The sequence below is a fragment of the Anabaena sp. TISTR 8404 genome, assembly GCF_056847745.1.
On sequence record NZ_CP180578.1, the window covers coordinates 1,164,520 to 1,183,445 of the forward strand.

Genomic DNA, 18,926 nt, shown 5'->3' on the forward strand with positions numbered 1-18,926 from the left:
TTTTACCGATGAGTACACAAGAAATAGCTGGTAGTTTTTTTATGAACTTTTACGTAGTCTAGGGAATTTTATCCACTATTACTTAGTAGAAATCTAACGTTATAGCAACTGCAAACAATGATTAGTCAAGTCTCAGAAAAAAAGATGCATATCGTCAGGTGGCTGCTTGCTATCGGCTGGCTGACATTAATCTTTTCTTTATTTTACGATCCGCTTTCAGTATGGTTAACCGACCCAAGTAATACTGCGAGTCCCTTTCATCTCCATCCAGAGAAGTATCTCGACCCAGATGATTGCGTGGCAGTTCAGGGTGTATGTTTACCAGAACAGCCTTATCCGATGGGAGCGCGGATCTTCTGGGCAATGGTATTGCCCATCGGGATCATGATTTTGGTGCTACTTGGGCATGAAGTTTGGCGGCGGATTTGTCCTTTATATTTCTTCTCCCAAATTCCCCGCGCTTTGGGAATTCAGCGCAAACGCAAAGTTGTTAACCCAGAAACAGGCAATATTCGTTACGAATTAGCTGGGGTAGAAAAAGAATCATGGTTAGGGCGCAATTACCTCTACATGCAAATGTTCCTTTTCTACTTGGGATTGAACATCCGCATTTTATTTGTGAACAGCGATCGCACCGCAATGGCGATATTTTTGTTGTTTACGATCAGCGCTTCCATTGCCGTAGGCTATTTATTCAAAGGTAGAAGTTGGTGTCAATACTTCTGCCCAATGGCTCCAGTGCAAATGTTTTATACAGGGCCGAGAGGCTTGTTAGGTACTGATGCTCACCTCAAACCACCCCAAAGCATCACCCAATCCATGTGTCGGAGTGTAGATACCAGCGGCAAAGAAAAAAGTGCTTGCGTCAGTTGCCAATCTCCTTGCATAGACATTGACTCAGAACGTTCCTACTGGGAAGGAATCACCAGACATGACCAAAAAGTAGTTTTCTACACCTATTTTGGTTTGATGTTTGGTTTCTACTTCTACTATTTCTTATATGCAGGCAACTGGGACTATTACTACTCAGGAGCTTGGACACATGAAGAAGGGCAGTTAAGCACCTTATTCAACCCAGGTTTTTATATCTTTGAACAAGCTATTCCCATTCCGAAAATCATCGCGTCGCCCATTACCCTGGCTGTATGTGCGGGCTTAAGCTACTTCATTTGTCAGACCTTAGAAAACGCTTATCGAGCGTTTCTAAAACGCAGAGGTAGAAATGTCAGCGAAGAAGATATTTTACATACTTGCTTTGTTTTGTGTACATTTATCTCCTTCAACGTCTTCTTCATGTTTGGTGGTCGTCCCAACATCAGTTTGTTTCCTACTTGGGGGATTTTAGTACTCAACGCTGTGGTCGTTTTAGTCAGCAGCTTGTGGTTACACAGAAGTTTAGGACGCAGCAAAGACAATTATTCCCGTGAGAGTTTGGCAAGTAGTTTGCGTCGTCAGTTGAACAAACTAGCAGTAGATTGGGGCAAATTCCTCGAAGGGCGATCGCTCCAAGACCTACTTCCCAACGAAGTCTATGTTCTAGCTAAAGTTCTACCTGGTTTTAGCCGTGCCGACAGACTGCGCGTATATAAAGGTGTATTGCAAGAATCCCTAGAAGAAGGTAATGTCCAATCTGCCGACAGCTTAGAAGTTCTCAAAGATGTCCGCAAAGAATTGAACGTTAGCGATGAAGAGCATTACTCTGTCCTCGCAGAACTAGGTGTAGAAGACCCATCCCTCCTCGATCCCCAAAGACAACTCAGCCGCGAAAACCAACTGCGCATTGATAGCTATCGCCGCGCTCTCGAATTAGTTATTCAAGAACTAGTAGAAACAGGCACTCCCTTGTCAGATGCCTTCGAGCGCAAGCAAAAGCAAATCTTAGCCTTGCGGCAAGAATATGCCATCACAGCCGCCGAACAAGAACAAGTCTTGGCAGAAATGTTTAACCAAGATGGCGCACTACTGAGGACAGCTGAACAGCTATTATCCCAACTGCAAGACCTAGCAGTTCGTTATCAAGCACTACAAAACTTAGTTTCCAATCCCCACGCACCGGTTTATGTCTTACTGCGACAAGCAGTTCAAGAAAAACAAAAACTGATTGTTACTCAATTACTTAGCATCCTCGAAATTTTAGGAGATACCCCAGAAGCCCTCGATATTGCCCGTTCTATAGGTGTACTCGCAGCAAATATCCTCGGAGAAATTCTGCGGTCTACTGAAGAGCAATCGAAATGGATGTCTCGTCTGAGTATGAGAGTCATCTCTTCCTTACGCCAAGCCAAAGACCTCGTAACTCAATCAGTTCCCCTAGCCACAGACTTAAATAATGGCATCGCCGATACACAAATCGACGTTCCCAGAAACAATTTCACGCCAAATTCTGATCCAACCACCTCTAGTTGGAGTTCCATCGTCGCGCCCACCCAAATCCCAGAACCCGCATTACGTTCTGATGTGATTATTGATGTCCTAATGCAACTGTTGCAAGACATTGATCCTTTAGTCCAAGCAGCTAGTCTGTATGCCCTACATCAAATCGATCCCAGTCTAGGCTTCCAGCAAGCGCGTCAGTTGTTAGATAGCAAAACCACTAAAGATCCTCTAGTGATCGAAACAGCCGAACGCATTCTAGGTCAAGGGCAGCAACACAGCAAAACCACAGTCCCAACCATGATTGCTCAAATCAAAATCATGGGACGCGTAGAACGCAGAGTGTTTCAACAGTCAACAGTTCGCGTCGGGCGGGAAGTTGGCAACGACATCATCATTTCCGATAACCGCGTTTCTCGCCAGCACGCCATCTTCTACATAGATGAAAAAGGCGTGAGCGTCAAAGACTTGGGTAGCAGCAATGGTCTACGTATTGGCAAAACGCAAATCCTTGACCAGCAAACACAACTCAAACAAGGTGATGTCGTCCGCTTCAGCAGTGGCGACGACCTAGTAATTCTGGTGCAGTGGGAAATGCAAGCCCAACAAGAAGATACTGTTGCTGATGCTTTAGGAACCTTAGAAAAGTTGTTATGGCTGTATAAGAGCAGTTTCTTCTCAGGATTGAAAGCAAATGTCTTAATTGATTTGGCGAAAAATAGCCATGTCCGAGTTTACCGCCCAGAAGAAGAAATTTGCCGCATGGGTACACCTGCCCATGACCTGATAGTCTTAATCGATGGTGAGGCTAGAGTTAGTCAAAGCATGGGTAATCAAGATATGTCAGGAATTATCTTACCTGGGCAAACGATTGGTGAATTGGAGGTATTAAACCACACCAATTATGCGGCGACCATAGTAGCATCTGGCACTAGGACGAAGACATTAAGAATCAATGCCGAGAATTTTGAGGCAGTGTTGGCACAAGACACATTACTAGCCAGAAATATCTTGGAGCTTTTGAGTAATCGTCTGCAAGCAAGTATGGGACAAGCTTGTTCAGTGACGCAACTCTAGCATTTTAACTGGGATGGCATAGCCATCCCAGTTAAAACTATCAGCGTCAGTCTTGCCTTACTCCTCATTACCTCTGTTGAGTTTAGGTAATGATTACAACATAAAATGTAAACAATTTCAGTTAATTTTGTCAGTAAAAACACGTAGAAATTGACATATTAGGTAATTAATATGCTTAAACTCAGAATCATTGACCCACAGCAACCAAACGAACTTAAAGAACTAGACCTCAACTTAGACACCATGCTCAATCACGAGTGTCTAATTGGTCGCTATCCGAACTGCAATGTAGTTTTAGATAGCGCTGAAGTCAGTCGGATGCATGGCAAGATTGCTCTCAAAAATGGCAATTATTATTACACAGATTTGGCAAGTCGTGCTGGTTCGCGGTTAAATGCTGAGCAAATTCAAATCAATCAAGATTATGCCCTGAAAACAGGAGACATGATGCAGATTGGGCGGTTCTTTTTGATGGTAATCAGCATAGTATCCAGCAATGAACCAACCATGATCGATTTGAATGTTAACGTTAATACTAACGTGATCACGACAAGCAACGGTCAAGCCATACAGCAAGAAATTGCGATCGCCACTGCACCACCTCCACTCCCAGAACCAGTGCCGCTTCCTGCCGTCCTCAACACAGATCCGCAAGAGTATATGCCACTAGCGACGGTAGAGCCCAACCAACTTGAACGTTGGATGAAAGGAGATTTAACCGTCAAATGTATCCAGGTCATTGATGAAACCCATGATGTCAAAACCTTTCGCTTCGTAGCAGATCCACCAAGGCTCTTCACCTATAAGCCAGGTCAGTTTATCACCCTCGACTTAGAAATTAACGGCGAACAGGTGTTGCGCTCCTACTCCATCTCTTCCACTCCCTCCCGTCCCCACACCCTAGAAATCACCGTTAAACGTGTCCCCGCACCGGCTGATGCTGGCTCAGATGTCCCACCTGGTTTAGTTTCCAATTGGTTGCACGACAACGTAAAAGTTGGTAGCACTTTGAAAGTTAATGGCCCAACAGGTAAATTTACCTGCTTTGCCAATCCCTCACCAAAACTGTTACTCATCTCCGCAGGTAGTGGAATTACACCGATGATGTCTATGTCTCGTTGGTTGTATGACACCGCCTCTGATGTTGATATCGTCTTTTTCCATTGCGCCCGTAGTCCCAGAGATATCATTTATCGTCAAGAATTAGACTGGTTGGCGGCAAATCATCCCAAGTTTAATCTGGCCGTTAGCATCACTCGGCGTGAACCAGGTCAAAGTTGGATGAGTTTCACCGGTAGACTTGACGCTGCAATGTTAAAACTAATTGCACCAGACTATAAAGAACGCACAGTTTATGTATGTGGGCCGAATCCTTTTATGGAATCGGTAAATGACTTGCTCGAAAGTATCGACTTCCCGATGCAAAACTACTACGAAGAAAGCTTTGGCCCTCCTCGGAAAAAAGTTAAAAAAGCCGCAGCCCCTGCTACACCTCAAGTAGTATTTGCAGCTAGTAATTCAGGTAATTTAGGATTGCGCGGTATGCTGGGCAAACTACCGACAGAAGTAGCGCCAGTTCAAGAGGCTGTGGCTCGTGTTGCTACAACACCAGTAGCAGCTACACCAACCCCAGTCGCTCCCGTGTCAGTATCTTCTTCTAGTCAAACACTGCTAGTCTTTTCTAAATCCAGCAAAGAAGTGCCTTGTGATGGTGAAGAAACCATCCTAGATTTGGCTGACCAAGAAGGAGTAAAAATCCGGAGTAGTTGCCGTTCTGGGGTTTGCGGTACTTGCAAAAAACGTAAGTTAGAAGGAAATGTCAAAATGGAAGGCTATGATCCAGAAGCCTTAGAAGAAAGTGAAATTAAAGAAGGCTATATTTTAACTTGTGTTGCTTATCCTGTAGGCAAAGTAGTGATTGATGCTTAATAACACAATGCAGCAGCTTTAAACATCGTCGGAGAGTTGGGACTGCTGGGTATTGAACAAATTGTAGTCATTACCAGGAGTTTCTGGCTGAATGACTTCGATTTCTTGGCTAAATGGACTTAAGCCCAGCTGAATTCGCAAAGCCTCGTCATATTTAGCATGTTCCCAATTCCTCGCTAATTTAACTTGCTCTGGCTTCAAGTTTTGCGCATCCCTAAGATCGGCATTTTGTAAGTCTGCACCTTGGAAGTTGGCTTGTTCAAGATTGGTCGGACTTAGGTCAGCACCTTGGAAATTAGCATATTTGAGATTAGCTCCCTGAAGATTGGCATAACTGAGATCAGCATCTTGAAGATTGGCATAACTTAAATCAGCACCTTGAAGATTTGCACTCCAAAGGTAGGCTAATTGAAAATTGGCATGACTTAAGTAAGCATTCTGAAAATTGGTATAGCTGAGGTTAGTACTTTGTCCTTGCAGATTGGCATTTCTTAAATTTGCTCCCTCAAGGTTGGCATATCTCAAGTCAGCTTCCTGAAGATTAGCATTGCGCAAATCAATCTCCTGTAAACAAGCATTCTTGAGGTTTGTACCTTGAAGCTCAGCATCGCGCAAGTTGGCTCCTTTTAAATTAATTCCAGCTAGATAAGCTTTATCAGCTGTGAGTCCAGCTAAGCTAACACCATCATTGTTTAAGTCTTGTAATGCTTGCAGTCTGCCGCCACTGGCTCGTTGTCCATAAGCTGAGTTAATTACACGCCATGCTTCATAATGTGCTTGTTTTTTTCGGGAAGGAGTTTCTCGGAAATAAATAATGACCGCAGCTAAAATACTTAAGTCTTGCAGAGTACCGATAAACTTAGAACTAACCAATGATTCCACAATACTTTTAAATGGAGGTTTATCTTCAAAAACCCGAATCACTACTATTGAAAACACAAATATCAAAGCGAAAATAATCCACTCTTGAAAGTCTTGTATCCATTTACGTAAACGTTCGCTCATTTTTGCTCACTCCTGTATCTAATAGGCTTGTGCGGTTTGCAATGATTGATATTAAATAACAAAACCAGTGTTAATTAAGTTTTGAGAATCTTAGCTATGAAATTTATCTCTTACATCGTTATTGCATGTCTAGTACTACTAACAGCTTGTGCTTCTCCGACTAACGGTGCTAGTCCACAACTAAAAGCTCAAGCCCAAATTAGCGGCCCTGGTATTTCAGGTACTCTCAAAGCTGTACAAAATCCAGAACATGAATCTGTTTGGGTGGCTGTGGAACTCAAAGGAGACCCGAAAATCTTGACTCCGGGACTTCATGGTGTTCATATTCATGAAAAAGGAGCTTGTCAAGAAGGTACAGAAAAGCCTTTTAGTTCCGCTGGCGGACATTTCGACCCTGGCCCCTTCGGTTCATCTACTCCTGTGGAGAAGAATCATCCTTATCATTTAGGTGATTTACCCAATATTAAAATTAATCCTCTAGGTCAAGGTCGTTTAGAAGCATTTATTAGCAGTGTGACTCTTTCAGATGGGCCAATAAGTCTATTTGATAGTGATGGTAGTGCAGTTATTATCCATAAACTTATGGATCAAAAAAAAGCTGGAGGGACAGCAGATGAAGCCGGTGGTGGTCGTCTAGCTTGTGGTGCGATCGCAAAGTCTAACTAGTTTATTTAAATTGGAGTAGGGAGAATCAAAGATAATTTTCCCTACTTTTAGAGATTTAATTAATTTTGTTCCAGTTCCGATACATAGCATCGAAAGTTTAAGTGATCAACCTACAATTACTTTTAATGTGTATGGTTACACTAACTTCAAAGTTGTCTACTTGAACGTAGTTGACATACCATAAAGATCCAACTTTCTTAAGACTATGTTTGCAGGGGCGAAAAAATTATTCACACAGCCAGTAATAGTGACTAGCGTGCTAGTTACACTAATTTTGGTTGGAGTTCAAAGGCTTAGACTATTAGAGTACTTTGAACTAAAGCTTTTTGATCAGATGATGCAAAGGCGTGCAGATTTACCTCCTGACCCTCGCCTTTTGATTGTCGGTTTTACAGAGCAAGATATCCAAGAACTCAAGCACATCACACCCACTGATGAAGAATTAGACAGACTCTTAGGCAAATTAGAAAGTAATCAGGCGCGGGTAATTGCTTTAGACTTCTTTCGAGATGTCCCCGTAGAACCTGGTCGTGCCAAATTACTCAGCCGCTTGCAAAAAAATAATAAAATTATTGCAATTTGTAGTGCTACAACGCCCCCACCACCAGGATTAGATGTAAATAATAATGTCGGATTTGCCGATCTTCCAGAAGACCCCGATGCAGTTATTCGTCGCGCCCTGCTATTTATCAATCCTGAGCCAAAAACGCCTTGTCAAAGTCAAAACTCTCTGGCAGTTTTAGCCGCACTTCAATATCTGGATGACACAGCTAAAATTCAACCGCAAATTACCCAAAAAGGCGACACAATACAATTACAATTGGGTAAAACAGTATTTAAACGTCTACCAACAGACGTTGGTGGTTATGTAGCAGCCGATAATGGTGGTTTTCAAATATTACTCAACTACCGTTCTTTTCAGAATGTTGCCCGAACCGTCAGTTTTACAGACGTACTCAACAATAAAGTCAATCCTGATTGGGTGAAGGGCAAAATCATTTTAATCGGAGCCACAGCACCCAGTAAACAAGATATTCGCAATACTCCTTACGCTACTGGTAGACAAGATAACTCTGGTAAAATGCCAGGAATTGTCATTCATGCCCATATTGTCAGTGAGATCCTTAGTGCAGTGATTGACCAAAGACCAATATTCTGGTACTTGCCAGAATGGGGAGAAGTAAGTTGGCTTTGGGGCTGGACTGTAATAGGTGCGTTGATCGGATGGAAAATTAAACATCCACTGCTTTTAGGATTAGGAGCGGGAGGAGCTTTGGTTGTCTTGGTTGGCGGTGGTTTTGTCATGTTTACCCAAGCCGGATGGATACCACTAGCACAGCCTGTAATAGGATTAATTGCCGCAACTGGTAGCGTAGTTGTCTACACTGCATATTATGAAAAACTACAACGAGATAAAATTGCCCATCAGATTAAAGAACAAGAACAAACTATAGACCTATTGAAATCGATGTTACGAGAAGGTGGATCTGCTGGTAAGGAAGCTAATTCACCTGTTGATAGTCAGCCCCAAAGCGGCCAATTGCTGAACAACCGCTACAAAGTGGCACAAGTATTAGGTTCCGGGGGTTTTGGTTATACTTACTTAGCCGACGATACCAAGCGACCTGGTTCTCCAAAATGTGTTGTCAAGCATTTACAACCAGCACAGAAAGACCCCAGATTTATGGAAATCGCTCGGCGTTTATTTAATGCAGAAGCAGAAATTCTGGAAATTTTGGGACATCACAAGCGAATTCCCCAACTATTGGCTTACTTTGAAGAGAATCAGCAATTTTATTTAGTGCAGGAGTTTATTAGAGGGCATTGCTTAAACGAAGAATTGACCCCTGGTAAGCGTCTTGAGGAAGTTGAAGTCATCAAAATCTTGAAGGATGTTTTAAAGGTACTAGTTTTTGTCCACGATCATAATGTCATCCATCGAGATATCAAACCCAGTAATTTGATGCGGCGGGAAACAGACCATAGGATAGTACTGATTGACTTTGGCGCAGTCAAACAAATTCAACCTCATCAAGAAGAAGAAAGCTTAACAGTGGCGGTGGGTACTCTTGGTTATGCGTCGCCTGAACAACTCATGGGTCAACCTAGGATAAATAGTGACATTCATGCCCTAGGAATGATTGGAATTCAAGCTTTAACTGGAAAAGTTGCGAAAGAAATTGAGCGTGATCCGCAGACAACTTTGCTAATTTGGCGAGATAAGGCGCAAGTTTCCGATGGGTTAGCTGCGATATTGGAACGGATGACTTACTTCGATTATCTGAGAAGATATCAAACAGCTAAAGAAGTTCTTGAAGATTTAGATAAGCTCTAGTGCTAAAAAGCATGGTTTAGCTCAGAGATTTTAAAGTTGATAAAGTGTAAAGCCTGAAGTGTGGTGTGAAACACCTATTTGATTTCTAAAAAAAATTTAGTATATCTTTATTTCTTCTTTCCTGTTCTTTATTTCCATTTCCCTATCTCTACCAGTGATTCAGGAATCAAATATGATGACAATATTTTATGGCTGTAGCTATATAGGTTAGACATTGTTGATTGCTCAAAGCTTTGATAAAGCTGGATTTATACTCAGAACTTTTAACTCAGAACTCAGCACTTTGCTACATCTTGACCTTTAAACTTTACTTTTTCTCTATCTGAGAATCTCTACGCAGCACTTTTTTAATGAGATACTAAAAACAGGGAAATGAAAGTGCGATCGCTCTACATATCCTCATACTCAATTTTTTACTACTTCTGAAATATGCGATCGCCGCAGTTATCTGCTGTATTATCTATATCTTAAATATTGTAAAATTTGGTCATATATATTACTGTACTACCGAAAGGATGATTGTATGCAAAAAGCTGATATCTGCTAAAAAATAGATATTTTTATTGATGATGATTGCTACTATACCTGGTAAGTACTAACACAGAAGTCAAGAATGAATAACTTTGGGAAAATTAGAAGCAATAAAAACCTCCTAATTTGGAACCCTGAGTAAGATATAAAAATTAATCTAGCTGGACAATGCTTACAGCAAGGTCAATCAATTCTTATTTAGTTTATGAATCACATCCAAGTTTGGCTGTACACTCTCCTTAAGTCTAATCGAGCTAATTTATGAAGCACAGACTCCTCACGGTTACAGCACTAATTACAATAGCATGGTTCACGCCTCTAGACGAAATTAAACCCGCAGCAGCGCATCAAAGTTATAGAGGTAATCTGAATCATTTGGCCGCTCTTAGTTCTAGTTCTAACCAAAACGCTATTGGGCAACAATTGTCCCTGATGCTTGTAATTGCCGGTAGTGGTGTATTTGGTTGGCTGGCTATCAGAAATCAAAAGTTGGTCTTGAACAAACTTTTTCTTCAGAAAACAAATTCAGATGAGACTGTTCTTGCAGAACGCCCTATTTCGATGGTGACAAATCTAAAGGAAGAAATACATAACACTACAGAAACTACAGACATTGCAACATATATTAAAAGAGCTTATAGTTATTTCAAGCAAGGTGATAGTCAAAAAGCTATTGAAGAATTTAACAAAGCGATTGGGATAAATCCTCATAATGCTTATCTTTACGGTGAAAGAGCTAATTTTAGGCGTAAAAATCTGGGTGACAAGCAAGGTGCAATTGATGACTATAGCAAGGCAATTGGTATCCATCCTCAAAACGCTCTTTTCTATCTTTGGCGCAGTCAAGCTTATAATGACCTAGGCGAACAGAAAAAAGCGATGGAAGACTATAATACAGCGCTACGTTTAGCTCCAGAAAATACTATGTATCACTCTTTTCATAGTGCTTCCAACCTCCGAGAATAATTGTATTGATAATTGCCAAATAAATAGCATCAAATAGCTATATCAGTTAGCGATCACTCTGCAAGTAAGATTTAATTTATTATTAATAGTCAAAAATTTTTATAAACGATGAATATGGTGTAACCGCCCATTTCTGGTAGTCTTAAAATTTGAAACTACTGTAGTTCAAATCACGGAGAAAACTACTGCCATATTCTGAGGAGATAAATAAGATGATGCAACTCTGGGTTCAGCGCATCTGCCAAATCAAAGCAGCAAGTGCATAGCTAAATTCATCATCAAGATTCCCATTCAACAATTTAAGCCTTAAAGCTATATCTAGAGCCTATTCTGATTCTGAATTTTGCTGTAAAGACCCTACCCATTCATTTAGGAACTATAGCAGTCGAAGCATAGATTAGGACAAGGATTAATCATCAAACCTGGACACTAAGGGGCTTTCAAGTCTGTTCCCTGCCATATCACCAAGGATTACCAACCATCGTAAAAGCTGACCAGAAGTAGGGATGAGTCAACATTCTATCACCAAGTTCTGTTAATGTCTCTGGTAGAGGCACTTCTCCACGAGCCGTTCTGAGTCTACCCATTTCTAACCATACTTGACCTTTCAGCATTGCTAGTTGCGCTTGTCGGAGAGCTTCGGCTTTAATTGGAGCTTGTTTCAACTTTTCGTAAAATTGGGTCATTAATCCCAGAGTCCCTTCATCAGAGACAGTCCATAAACTCGCCAATGCAGATTTAGCACCAGACTGTACCGCAAAACCGGCAAAACCAAACTCGGCTTCTTCGTCACCCAAGGCTGTGCGACAGGCACTCAGTACAACTAGCTCTACAGGTGGGTCATTCCAACCAAGTTGGCGTATCTGATCCATTCTCAGTTGGGTATCCCACAATTGAATGTAAGAGTTACTAGCCGCACCTGGGTTGAATTCTCCGTGAGTAGCTAGATGAACAATTCCAAAGGCTTTTTGTTGTCGTTGAGCTTTGAGATTTCTCAATGTGAAAGCTTCATTTAAGAAGGTTCTACCAAGCCAAAGCCTCTGAGTAATGGTAGTTAACTCTGATGGTACAGATGGTAGTGGGTCTAGGTTCATGAATTGAGATGCTCCCATTCCCAAAACTTCCGTTTTTTTAATGTCAACATAATTGGTGTCAGTCAGAGTAAAACTAGGCATTAAACCAATGCTGTAGTTTTCAATGAGATATCGTTGACCATCATAGAGAGCGGCCATTGGGAGCGATCGCAAACCTGTATCTGTGATAAAAACTAAATTATTAATTTTCCGTGCTTTTAAATTATATTGCAGTGGTGCAATCAGCCACTTATATAGTTGTTTACTAGGAGCCATGTAATTTTTAGTTGAACCAATATTGGTGATACTGGTAGTAAATGTTTTACTAACGGCTAACACTTGCGCTCGCGTTACATTCTCTAATACTCTCCGAATCGGCGCACCCTTTCCTGTGAGCATCAATAACTCTAAAACATCATCGCCTTTTGGCGTGATTCTTTGTCCCTGTAATACATTGCCTTTGGAATTTTTAGGAATAAAAGAAATGTAAACTATAGCCGGTTTAACACCTGTGAGATTTTCAATATTTACTAAAGTATTCCGCGATTCTTGAATTGTTTTCGCCGCTGGTTTATTTGTACCCAAATATTGTGTAAACTGGTCAGTAAACCGATCATCTATTTTAGAGATATTTTTATATATATCAGCTTCTATTTGTGGTTCTAAAATATATTCATCTTTTTCTACCCTTGGTACATTAGTAAATAGATTATCCACTTCTGGATTGCCAAAATTATTGAGGTCTACAGTTAGCAGACTATTTTTTGACGGATTGATAGGATTATTTGGTGCTGAAGCCGGAGAGTTATTTGTTTGAGATTCTACTTTAGAAGGATTATTTGGAATTGGTAATGAAATTGATAACGGAGGAATGTTTATATTAATTTGTTGTGTTCCAGACTCAGAAACACCATCACTAGCTTTAATAGTAAAAGCTGGAATTTGACCAACCGCATCTCGTGGTGGAGTATACGTCAAAACTGTATTTCTATTCAGAGTTGTTCCTTTAGTTACTGGTGTTCCATCTTGCAGAGTCAGATATCCAGATAATAAATTATCAAAAATTATCCGGGAATTATCATTATTAACATCATTTATATTGGAGTTTAATGAACTAAAGTCAAACCTCACAGCTTGATTTTTTTGAGTATTGAGTAAACTATCTCTGACTGTTAAATTAGGTGGTGTATTCACAGAAATCAGCGAAATCCGATTAGGAGTACCTGCTGCTATTCCTCCTAATGGGAGAACAGGAAAAGTATGCACTGTTGATGTAGCAGAAATTTGAGAAATTGTCCTATTACTAACATTAATTGCTGCTGCTGTACCATTCAAACTAGCATCACCAACCACAAATGGAACATTATTTACGCCTCCATTATGTTGAATAGTTACAGTTCCAGGCTGATTCAATGCACCAGTAAAAATAGAATTTCCTGTAGGCTGATTACCATCAAAAATCTCTCCTACCACCCTAACAGTTCCATTGGCTGAAATATTGACATCACCACCTTGAATTTGAATTTTATTGTTAGTACTCATCCCACTCGTATTAATACTACCAACGGTAATGTTGCTGTTAGCTGTTAAATTAACTGCACCGCCTGTAGCATTTTCAAACATACTAAAAGCTGAAGTATCAATATTATTAGTTGTAATATTGCCGCCTGCTATTAAAGAAACCGAGCCAGCTATACCCTGAACTCTATCAGCAGTGGAAATATCTTGAGTTGTGATATTACCTGTGGCATTAATAGTCACACTATCAAGAGCAGAAATATTACCTTTGCTCAAAACATTACCGCCAGCCATAGCATTAAATCTATCAACAGTGACGACATTTTGAGTTTTGATATTATCGATTGGATTAATCGTTACACTCTCAAGAGCAACAATATCGCCTGTGCTAACAAAATCACCACCAGCCATAGCATTAAATCTATCAGCAGTGACGACATTTTGAGTTTTGATATTACCGACTGCATTAATCGTTACACTATCAAGAGCAAAAATATCACCTGTGCTAACAAAATCACCACCAGCCATAGCATTAAATCTATCAGCAGTGGTGACATTTTGAGTTGTAACATTACCTTTTGCATTAATAGTCACAGCATTATGGGCAGAAATATTACCTGTACTAACAACATCACCATTATTAATAGTCAAACCAGAACCAGTTAACTTCACTTCGCCATTATCAACCACCAAATTAGTTGCATTTCCGCCACCACCACCAGTTAATAATGCTGCCAGAGAATTAGCGGCTAAATTATTATTAGTAGAATTTAGCGGTTGAATTTCTAAACTCAAAGGATTGTCAGGCATACTCAAACGTAGTAAGCTACTACCAGGGACAGCAGCAATAGTCACCCTACCCCCTGGTGCTGACAAATTTCCGGTACTTGCCACTGTGACTGCAAATAAATTCAAATTCTCACCAGATTTCACCACCAAATTACCTTGATTAAAGATTGCGCCAGCAAAATTTGTATCAAAGGCGAAACTATTGGGTGTGCCAATAAGTTTGCTGTAGTTGTTTGTACCAACAGCATTTAACCAGTTATCATTACCAAAGCCGAGGCGATTAGCAGTTGTGGCAGTAAAGGATGCTGGGACATTTAAACTGGCATTTTGTCCAAAAATAATCCCTGCGGGGTTGATTAAATATAAGTTAGAATTGCCGCCAGTAACGCGAATTACGCCGTTAATTAAAGATGCTTCCCCGCCTGTGACTCTACCTAAAATGTTTTGAATTGATGGGTGTGATAAAAAGTTAGCTGTTTGGTTAGCATCAAGTCCAAATTTACTAAAGCTGTGAAAAAGGTTGGCTTTATCGTTACTTAAGCTACCACCTCTAATATAGAAGTTGTCGCCGTAATTATTAACAACTGTACCTGTGCCATCCTTGGCAGGAATAATGTTTTGGGCTTGGACTGTTGTCGGGATGAGGCATAAGCCGAAAATTAGATTACTACTGATTAATATTTTGGCTTTAGATGTATATTTTTGCAAAAATAAGATCAAATTGGCTTTAATTTTTGCAGAATTTAGTATGCAAAAAAAAACTGTTAGCATAAAAACTTATAATTAGAATTCAATGTTTACTTGGATTTTTATGATTTAAATTATACATAAATTAGTATGTTTTGAAAAAGTTTTTAAATATCAAAAAGTTATAAATAAACCATTTACCTAAATTAGGGTTTGCTGAAAAAGTCAGAAAACAGCAATTTTAAGGGTTGACTAGTTATTCAACCCTAGTCAAATATAAGTTTTTATTGACTATAAATATTTCAAGTATAAACTGCAATTATATTAGACGAGAACAAAGGTGTGGTTTTCAAAAATCGACATAAAAAAGCGTAAAAAGTCTGTGATAAATGAGTAGAAAGATTCATCACTAAAAAAGTAATAGCGATTGCAGTAACAGAAGTATGCGATAGGCGCTCTTTCATCACTCTAAGCAGAGGAAAATAAGAAATCCTCAGAATATAAGGTGTCTGGAATAGCGCCTCGCATTCGATTCATCAATGCAATTAATGTCAGAAACCCAATCGATAAATGGAAAACTGGAAAGACTCTGAGCCAAGGTTTTAGTAAATTAAAGAATATCCAAGGTTGCTGAGGGGGCGACATGAAAGCTAAAACGTAGACAAAATAAGCTCCATAGCCCTCATACCTCGTAAATAATACTCTAGCTTATTGTGATGTAATCTGATTAATTTTTGAACAATACACCAACAATTATCTATAAAACTTACCCAAGTTTGATTATATAAACCGACATAAAAACTGCTATGCCTCCGAGTCACTCGTCCATATTCTTTGACTCTAGTAACATATTTTTGTACACCAATACGCTTAATTTTTAGCCCTTAAAAAGTGGACATACTATAAGCAAAGGATTTAATTAATATCAAAGATATCAAGCGATTACCCGAAACATTGGTATCTTCTAATTTGTAACCACCACTTTTAAAATCTCGAAACATTTCTTCAATGTCAAAACGTTTTTATAAGCATTAATAGCCGAGGTAATATCGGTTAAATTCGTTAAGATAAACCACCCTTCTTCTGTTGACCAGCCTTTGAGATTTCGCTGCCATTTAGTTCTATCAATTACTAAATAAATTCTTTGATTCTCCAGAATTTTTGATTTAACCAGGTTGCTATTATCGGAAACCAAATTGACTGTATATTCAGGATTGGTAATGATAAGAATCTTTGAATTTTCTTGCGTTTGCTTTCAAATAATAGCCGCTCTATTGTGATTTTGGGCTTGAGCTTCACGCAAACTGGCGCAATATTACTATTTTTACAATGACTTTACCATCAAAGCCTCATTGCTCAACCTCTATACTGGAGAGCGATCACTGCCTTTATCTCTTTTTTAGTAATTATGTACTATATTTAGATGCGTTTGCCCTGCAAATCATTCTGATATAAAAACATCGATAGTGCCTGCTGTAGGCTGGATATTCAATGACAAGGGCGAAGTAACTCTGCTATCTAACGTGTCTAATAATACATTAAATAAGTTAGACTCAAGTTCTATTATCTGTAATCGGCGAGAAAATACCTAGATATATCAATATCAGTAATCTAGTGCTTGATCCAAAAAATTCATTAAAAAGAAATATTACCTACGCAAATATACTGGTAAAATCAGTGAATAATTAATCGGGATAATTTTTGGGTGCAAATTATTTAGTGAAACAACTTAAATATCAAAAAAAATAGATACTGAAATAATTCAATTTAAGAAATGGGGGTGCGTATGTGGCTAAAGCTGGCAATTAGTTTTACTAGATTTGGGGCGATCGCTTGTGTATATACCTTCATACTTTAGTTCATGGCGATACTAACCAATTACTGAGTCAACATACTCAGATAGAACGCAAAAATGTGTCTAGTTTCTAGGTTGCTGCCCCAGACTCTTGCTACTAGCTAGATGTTCAACAACAAGGGGGCGGTCACACTGATTGCCCATACTTCCATAACAACAACACATAAAACATCCTGGTTTATATCTACCTGCCATGCCCGCTGAATATTTTTTGAGTCTGAAATATCATAGGCGATCGCTCACTTTGCTGATCTGCGCACCCTTGTTTCTCGGCAATTTATCTCCCAGTCCTGTCCAGGCGCAGACTGGAAACACTAATCCAATATCCCAAACTCCGGCTCAAACCCCACCCCTACCATCACCGGAAATCTTACCCAGGCCACAACTGCCGCAACCTTCTCAACCAGAAACTCCCGAAAATCCTATCCTACCGCCTCCAGAAGATTTATTCCGCACGCCCAGCGAAACTACTCCCACTCCCGAAACAGTCCCCAGTGGTGTATTGGACACGATTCGCGTAGACCGCTTTGAAATAGTCGGTAGCACGGTATTTAGCCGCGAACAATTAGCAGCAGTTACCAAAGAATTTACTGGTAAACCCATCACCTTTGCAGAACTGCTGAGAGTCAGTGATGCTGTGACCAAATTCTATACAGACAAAGGTTACATTTCTTCCGGTGCATTTATTCCTGCTGATCAAACCTTCAAAGCTAGAGGTGGTGTCGTCAAAATTCAAGTCATTGAAGGTAGCGTTGAAAGTATAGAAGTTAGGGGACTCAAACGGCTCAATCCAGATTATGTGCGGAGTCGTATTGCCGTAGCCACAGGTAAACCTCTTAACGTTAATAAATTACTGCAAGCGCTGCAACTACTGCAACTTAATCCCTTAATTCAAAATATCTCGGCAGAGTTGGCGGCGGGTTCTCGTCCTGGAAGTAGTGTGATTGATGTCAAGGTATCAGAAGCGAAAACCTTTAATGTTCAAGTCAGTTTAAACAATAATCGAGTTCCTAGTATTGGCAGCTTTCAACGACAAATTCAACTCACCCAAGCTAACTTATTAGGTTTAGGTGATGGACTTTCCATCGGTTATGCCAACACTGATGGTAGTAACGATGTGGATGTCAGCTACACAATACCAGTCAATCCCTACAATGGAACTGTGCAGTTTCAATATAACTATACTTCCAGTAATGTAGTGGAAGAACCCTTCGATTTTTTAGGTATTGAAGGTAGATCCCAAGATTTTGCAGTTACATTTCGCCAACCCATCATTCAAACACCTACCACAGAATTAGCCCTTGGCATTACAGCCAATCGGCGTAACAGTGACATCGGCTATCTAGAACCTGTGATTGGTGAACGTATTCCCTTTCCTTCACCGGGAGCGGTTGATGGGCAAACGCGCCTTTCGGTATTGCGGTTTTTTCAAGATTGGACACAACGTAATAGCAGACAAGTATTTGCAGCGCGATCGCAATTTAGTTTTGGTATAGATGCCTTTGATGCTACAAACAGCGGCGCACCACCAGATAGCAGATTTTTCTCCTGGCGCGGACAAGCTCAGTGGGTACGCCTTTTAGCACCAGATACCTTACTTTTACTTCGTGCTGATGCGCAATTAGCCGATAGGGCATTAGTACCCCTAGAACAGTTTGGTTTAGGTGGTCAACAAACCGTGCGAGGCTATCGCCAAGATTTGCTATTGACAGATAACGCTTTTTTTGCATCTGCCGAATTACGCTATCCCATCCTCCGCGCCCCTCAATTAGGAGGTGTATTACAACTAACACCATTTGTTGATTTTGGTACTGCCTCCAACAGTTCCAATCGTGCCAACCCCGACCCCAGTAGCTTGGCCTCCGTTGGGTTGGGATTACTATGGCAAAGCGATCGCATCAATGCCCGCTTTGATTGGGGTATTCCCTTAGTTGATGTCAATTCCCGCAATAATACCTTGCAGGAAAATGGTCTGTATTTTTCCTTAGTTTATACCCAACCATTTTAAGAAGTCTGAAGTTTGCAGTCTGAAGTCTGAATGATTAAAACGATTTCTGGTATTACAAAATAAATTACCTTTATCAAGCTTTTTTTCTGAGACCAAATTAAAAATTACAAACTC

General features: G+C 40.2%; 8 protein-coding genes and 2 pseudogenes. 6 read left to right on the forward strand and 4 right to left on the reverse strand.

Annotated elements, in window-relative coordinates; genetic code table 11:
- Positions 1-117 precede the first annotated feature (117 nt).
- Positions 118-3,450, forward strand: a complete 3,333-nt coding sequence (locus ACMX3D_RS04980; RefSeq protein WP_482750352.1) for an FHA domain-containing protein — start codon at positions 118-120, stop codon at positions 3,448-3,450.
- Between the two features lie 171 nt (positions 3,451-3,621).
- On the forward strand, positions 3,622-5,379 hold the full coding sequence (locus ACMX3D_RS04985) for an FAD-binding oxidoreductase (protein ID WP_482750353.1): 1,758 nt from the start codon (positions 3,622-3,624) through the stop codon (positions 5,377-5,379).
- 18 nt (positions 5,380-5,397) lie between these two features.
- Here the strand turns inward: ACMX3D_RS04985 and ACMX3D_RS04990 are convergent, their stop codons facing one another.
- Positions 5,398-6,384, reverse strand: coding sequence for a pentapeptide repeat-containing protein (locus tag ACMX3D_RS04990; protein ID WP_482750354.1), 987 nt, complete (start codon positions 6,382-6,384; stop codon positions 5,398-5,400).
- A gap of 96 nt (positions 6,385-6,480) precedes the next feature.
- On the opposite strand from ACMX3D_RS04990, the gene ACMX3D_RS04995 reads away from it, so the two are divergent.
- The 3 genes from ACMX3D_RS04995 to ACMX3D_RS05005 all read left to right on the forward strand — a co-directional run bounded on the left by ACMX3D_RS04995 (position 6,481) and on the right by ACMX3D_RS05005 (position 10,882).
- Positions 6,481-7,050 carry a superoxide dismutase family protein gene (locus ACMX3D_RS04995; RefSeq protein WP_482750355.1) on the forward strand — a complete coding sequence of 190 codons (570 nt, stop codon included), beginning with the start codon at positions 6,481-6,483 and terminating at the stop codon, positions 7,048-7,050.
- A gap of 205 nt (positions 7,051-7,255) precedes the next feature.
- A complete protein-coding gene (locus ACMX3D_RS05000) occupies positions 7,256-9,385 on the forward strand; it encodes a CHASE2 domain-containing protein (protein WP_482750356.1) in 2,130 nt (709 codons plus the stop codon).
- A gap of 792 nt (positions 9,386-10,177) precedes the next feature.
- Entirely contained in the window at positions 10,178-10,882 is a 705-nt protein-coding gene (locus ACMX3D_RS05005) for a tetratricopeptide repeat protein (protein WP_482750357.1), read from the forward strand.
- 461 nt (positions 10,883-11,343) lie between these two features.
- On the opposite strand, the gene ACMX3D_RS05010 is transcribed toward ACMX3D_RS05005, so the two are convergent.
- The 3 genes and pseudogenes from ACMX3D_RS05010 to ACMX3D_RS05020 form a co-directional block, all read right to left on the reverse strand.
- Complete coding sequence (locus tag ACMX3D_RS05010; RefSeq protein ID WP_482750358.1) at positions 11,344-14,970, reverse strand: CHAT domain-containing protein; 3,627 nt, start codon at positions 14,968-14,970, stop codon at positions 11,344-11,346.
- 281 nt (positions 14,971-15,251) lie between these two features.
- A pseudogene (locus ACMX3D_RS05015) lies at positions 15,252-15,431 on the reverse strand (IS5/IS1182 family transposase); the annotation flags it as partial.
- 168 nt (positions 15,432-15,599) lie between these two features.
- A pseudogene (locus tag ACMX3D_RS05020) lies at positions 15,600-16,066 on the reverse strand (transposase family protein); the annotation flags it as partial.
- A gap of 931 nt (positions 16,067-16,997) precedes the next feature.
- On the opposite strand from ACMX3D_RS05020, the gene ACMX3D_RS05025 reads away from it, so the two are divergent.
- Positions 16,998-18,812: a ShlB/FhaC/HecB family hemolysin secretion/activation protein gene (locus ACMX3D_RS05025; protein WP_482750359.1), complete on the forward strand. Its 1,815-nt coding sequence runs from the start codon at positions 16,998-17,000 to the stop codon at positions 18,810-18,812.
- Positions 18,813-18,926: the final 114 nt, after the last annotated feature.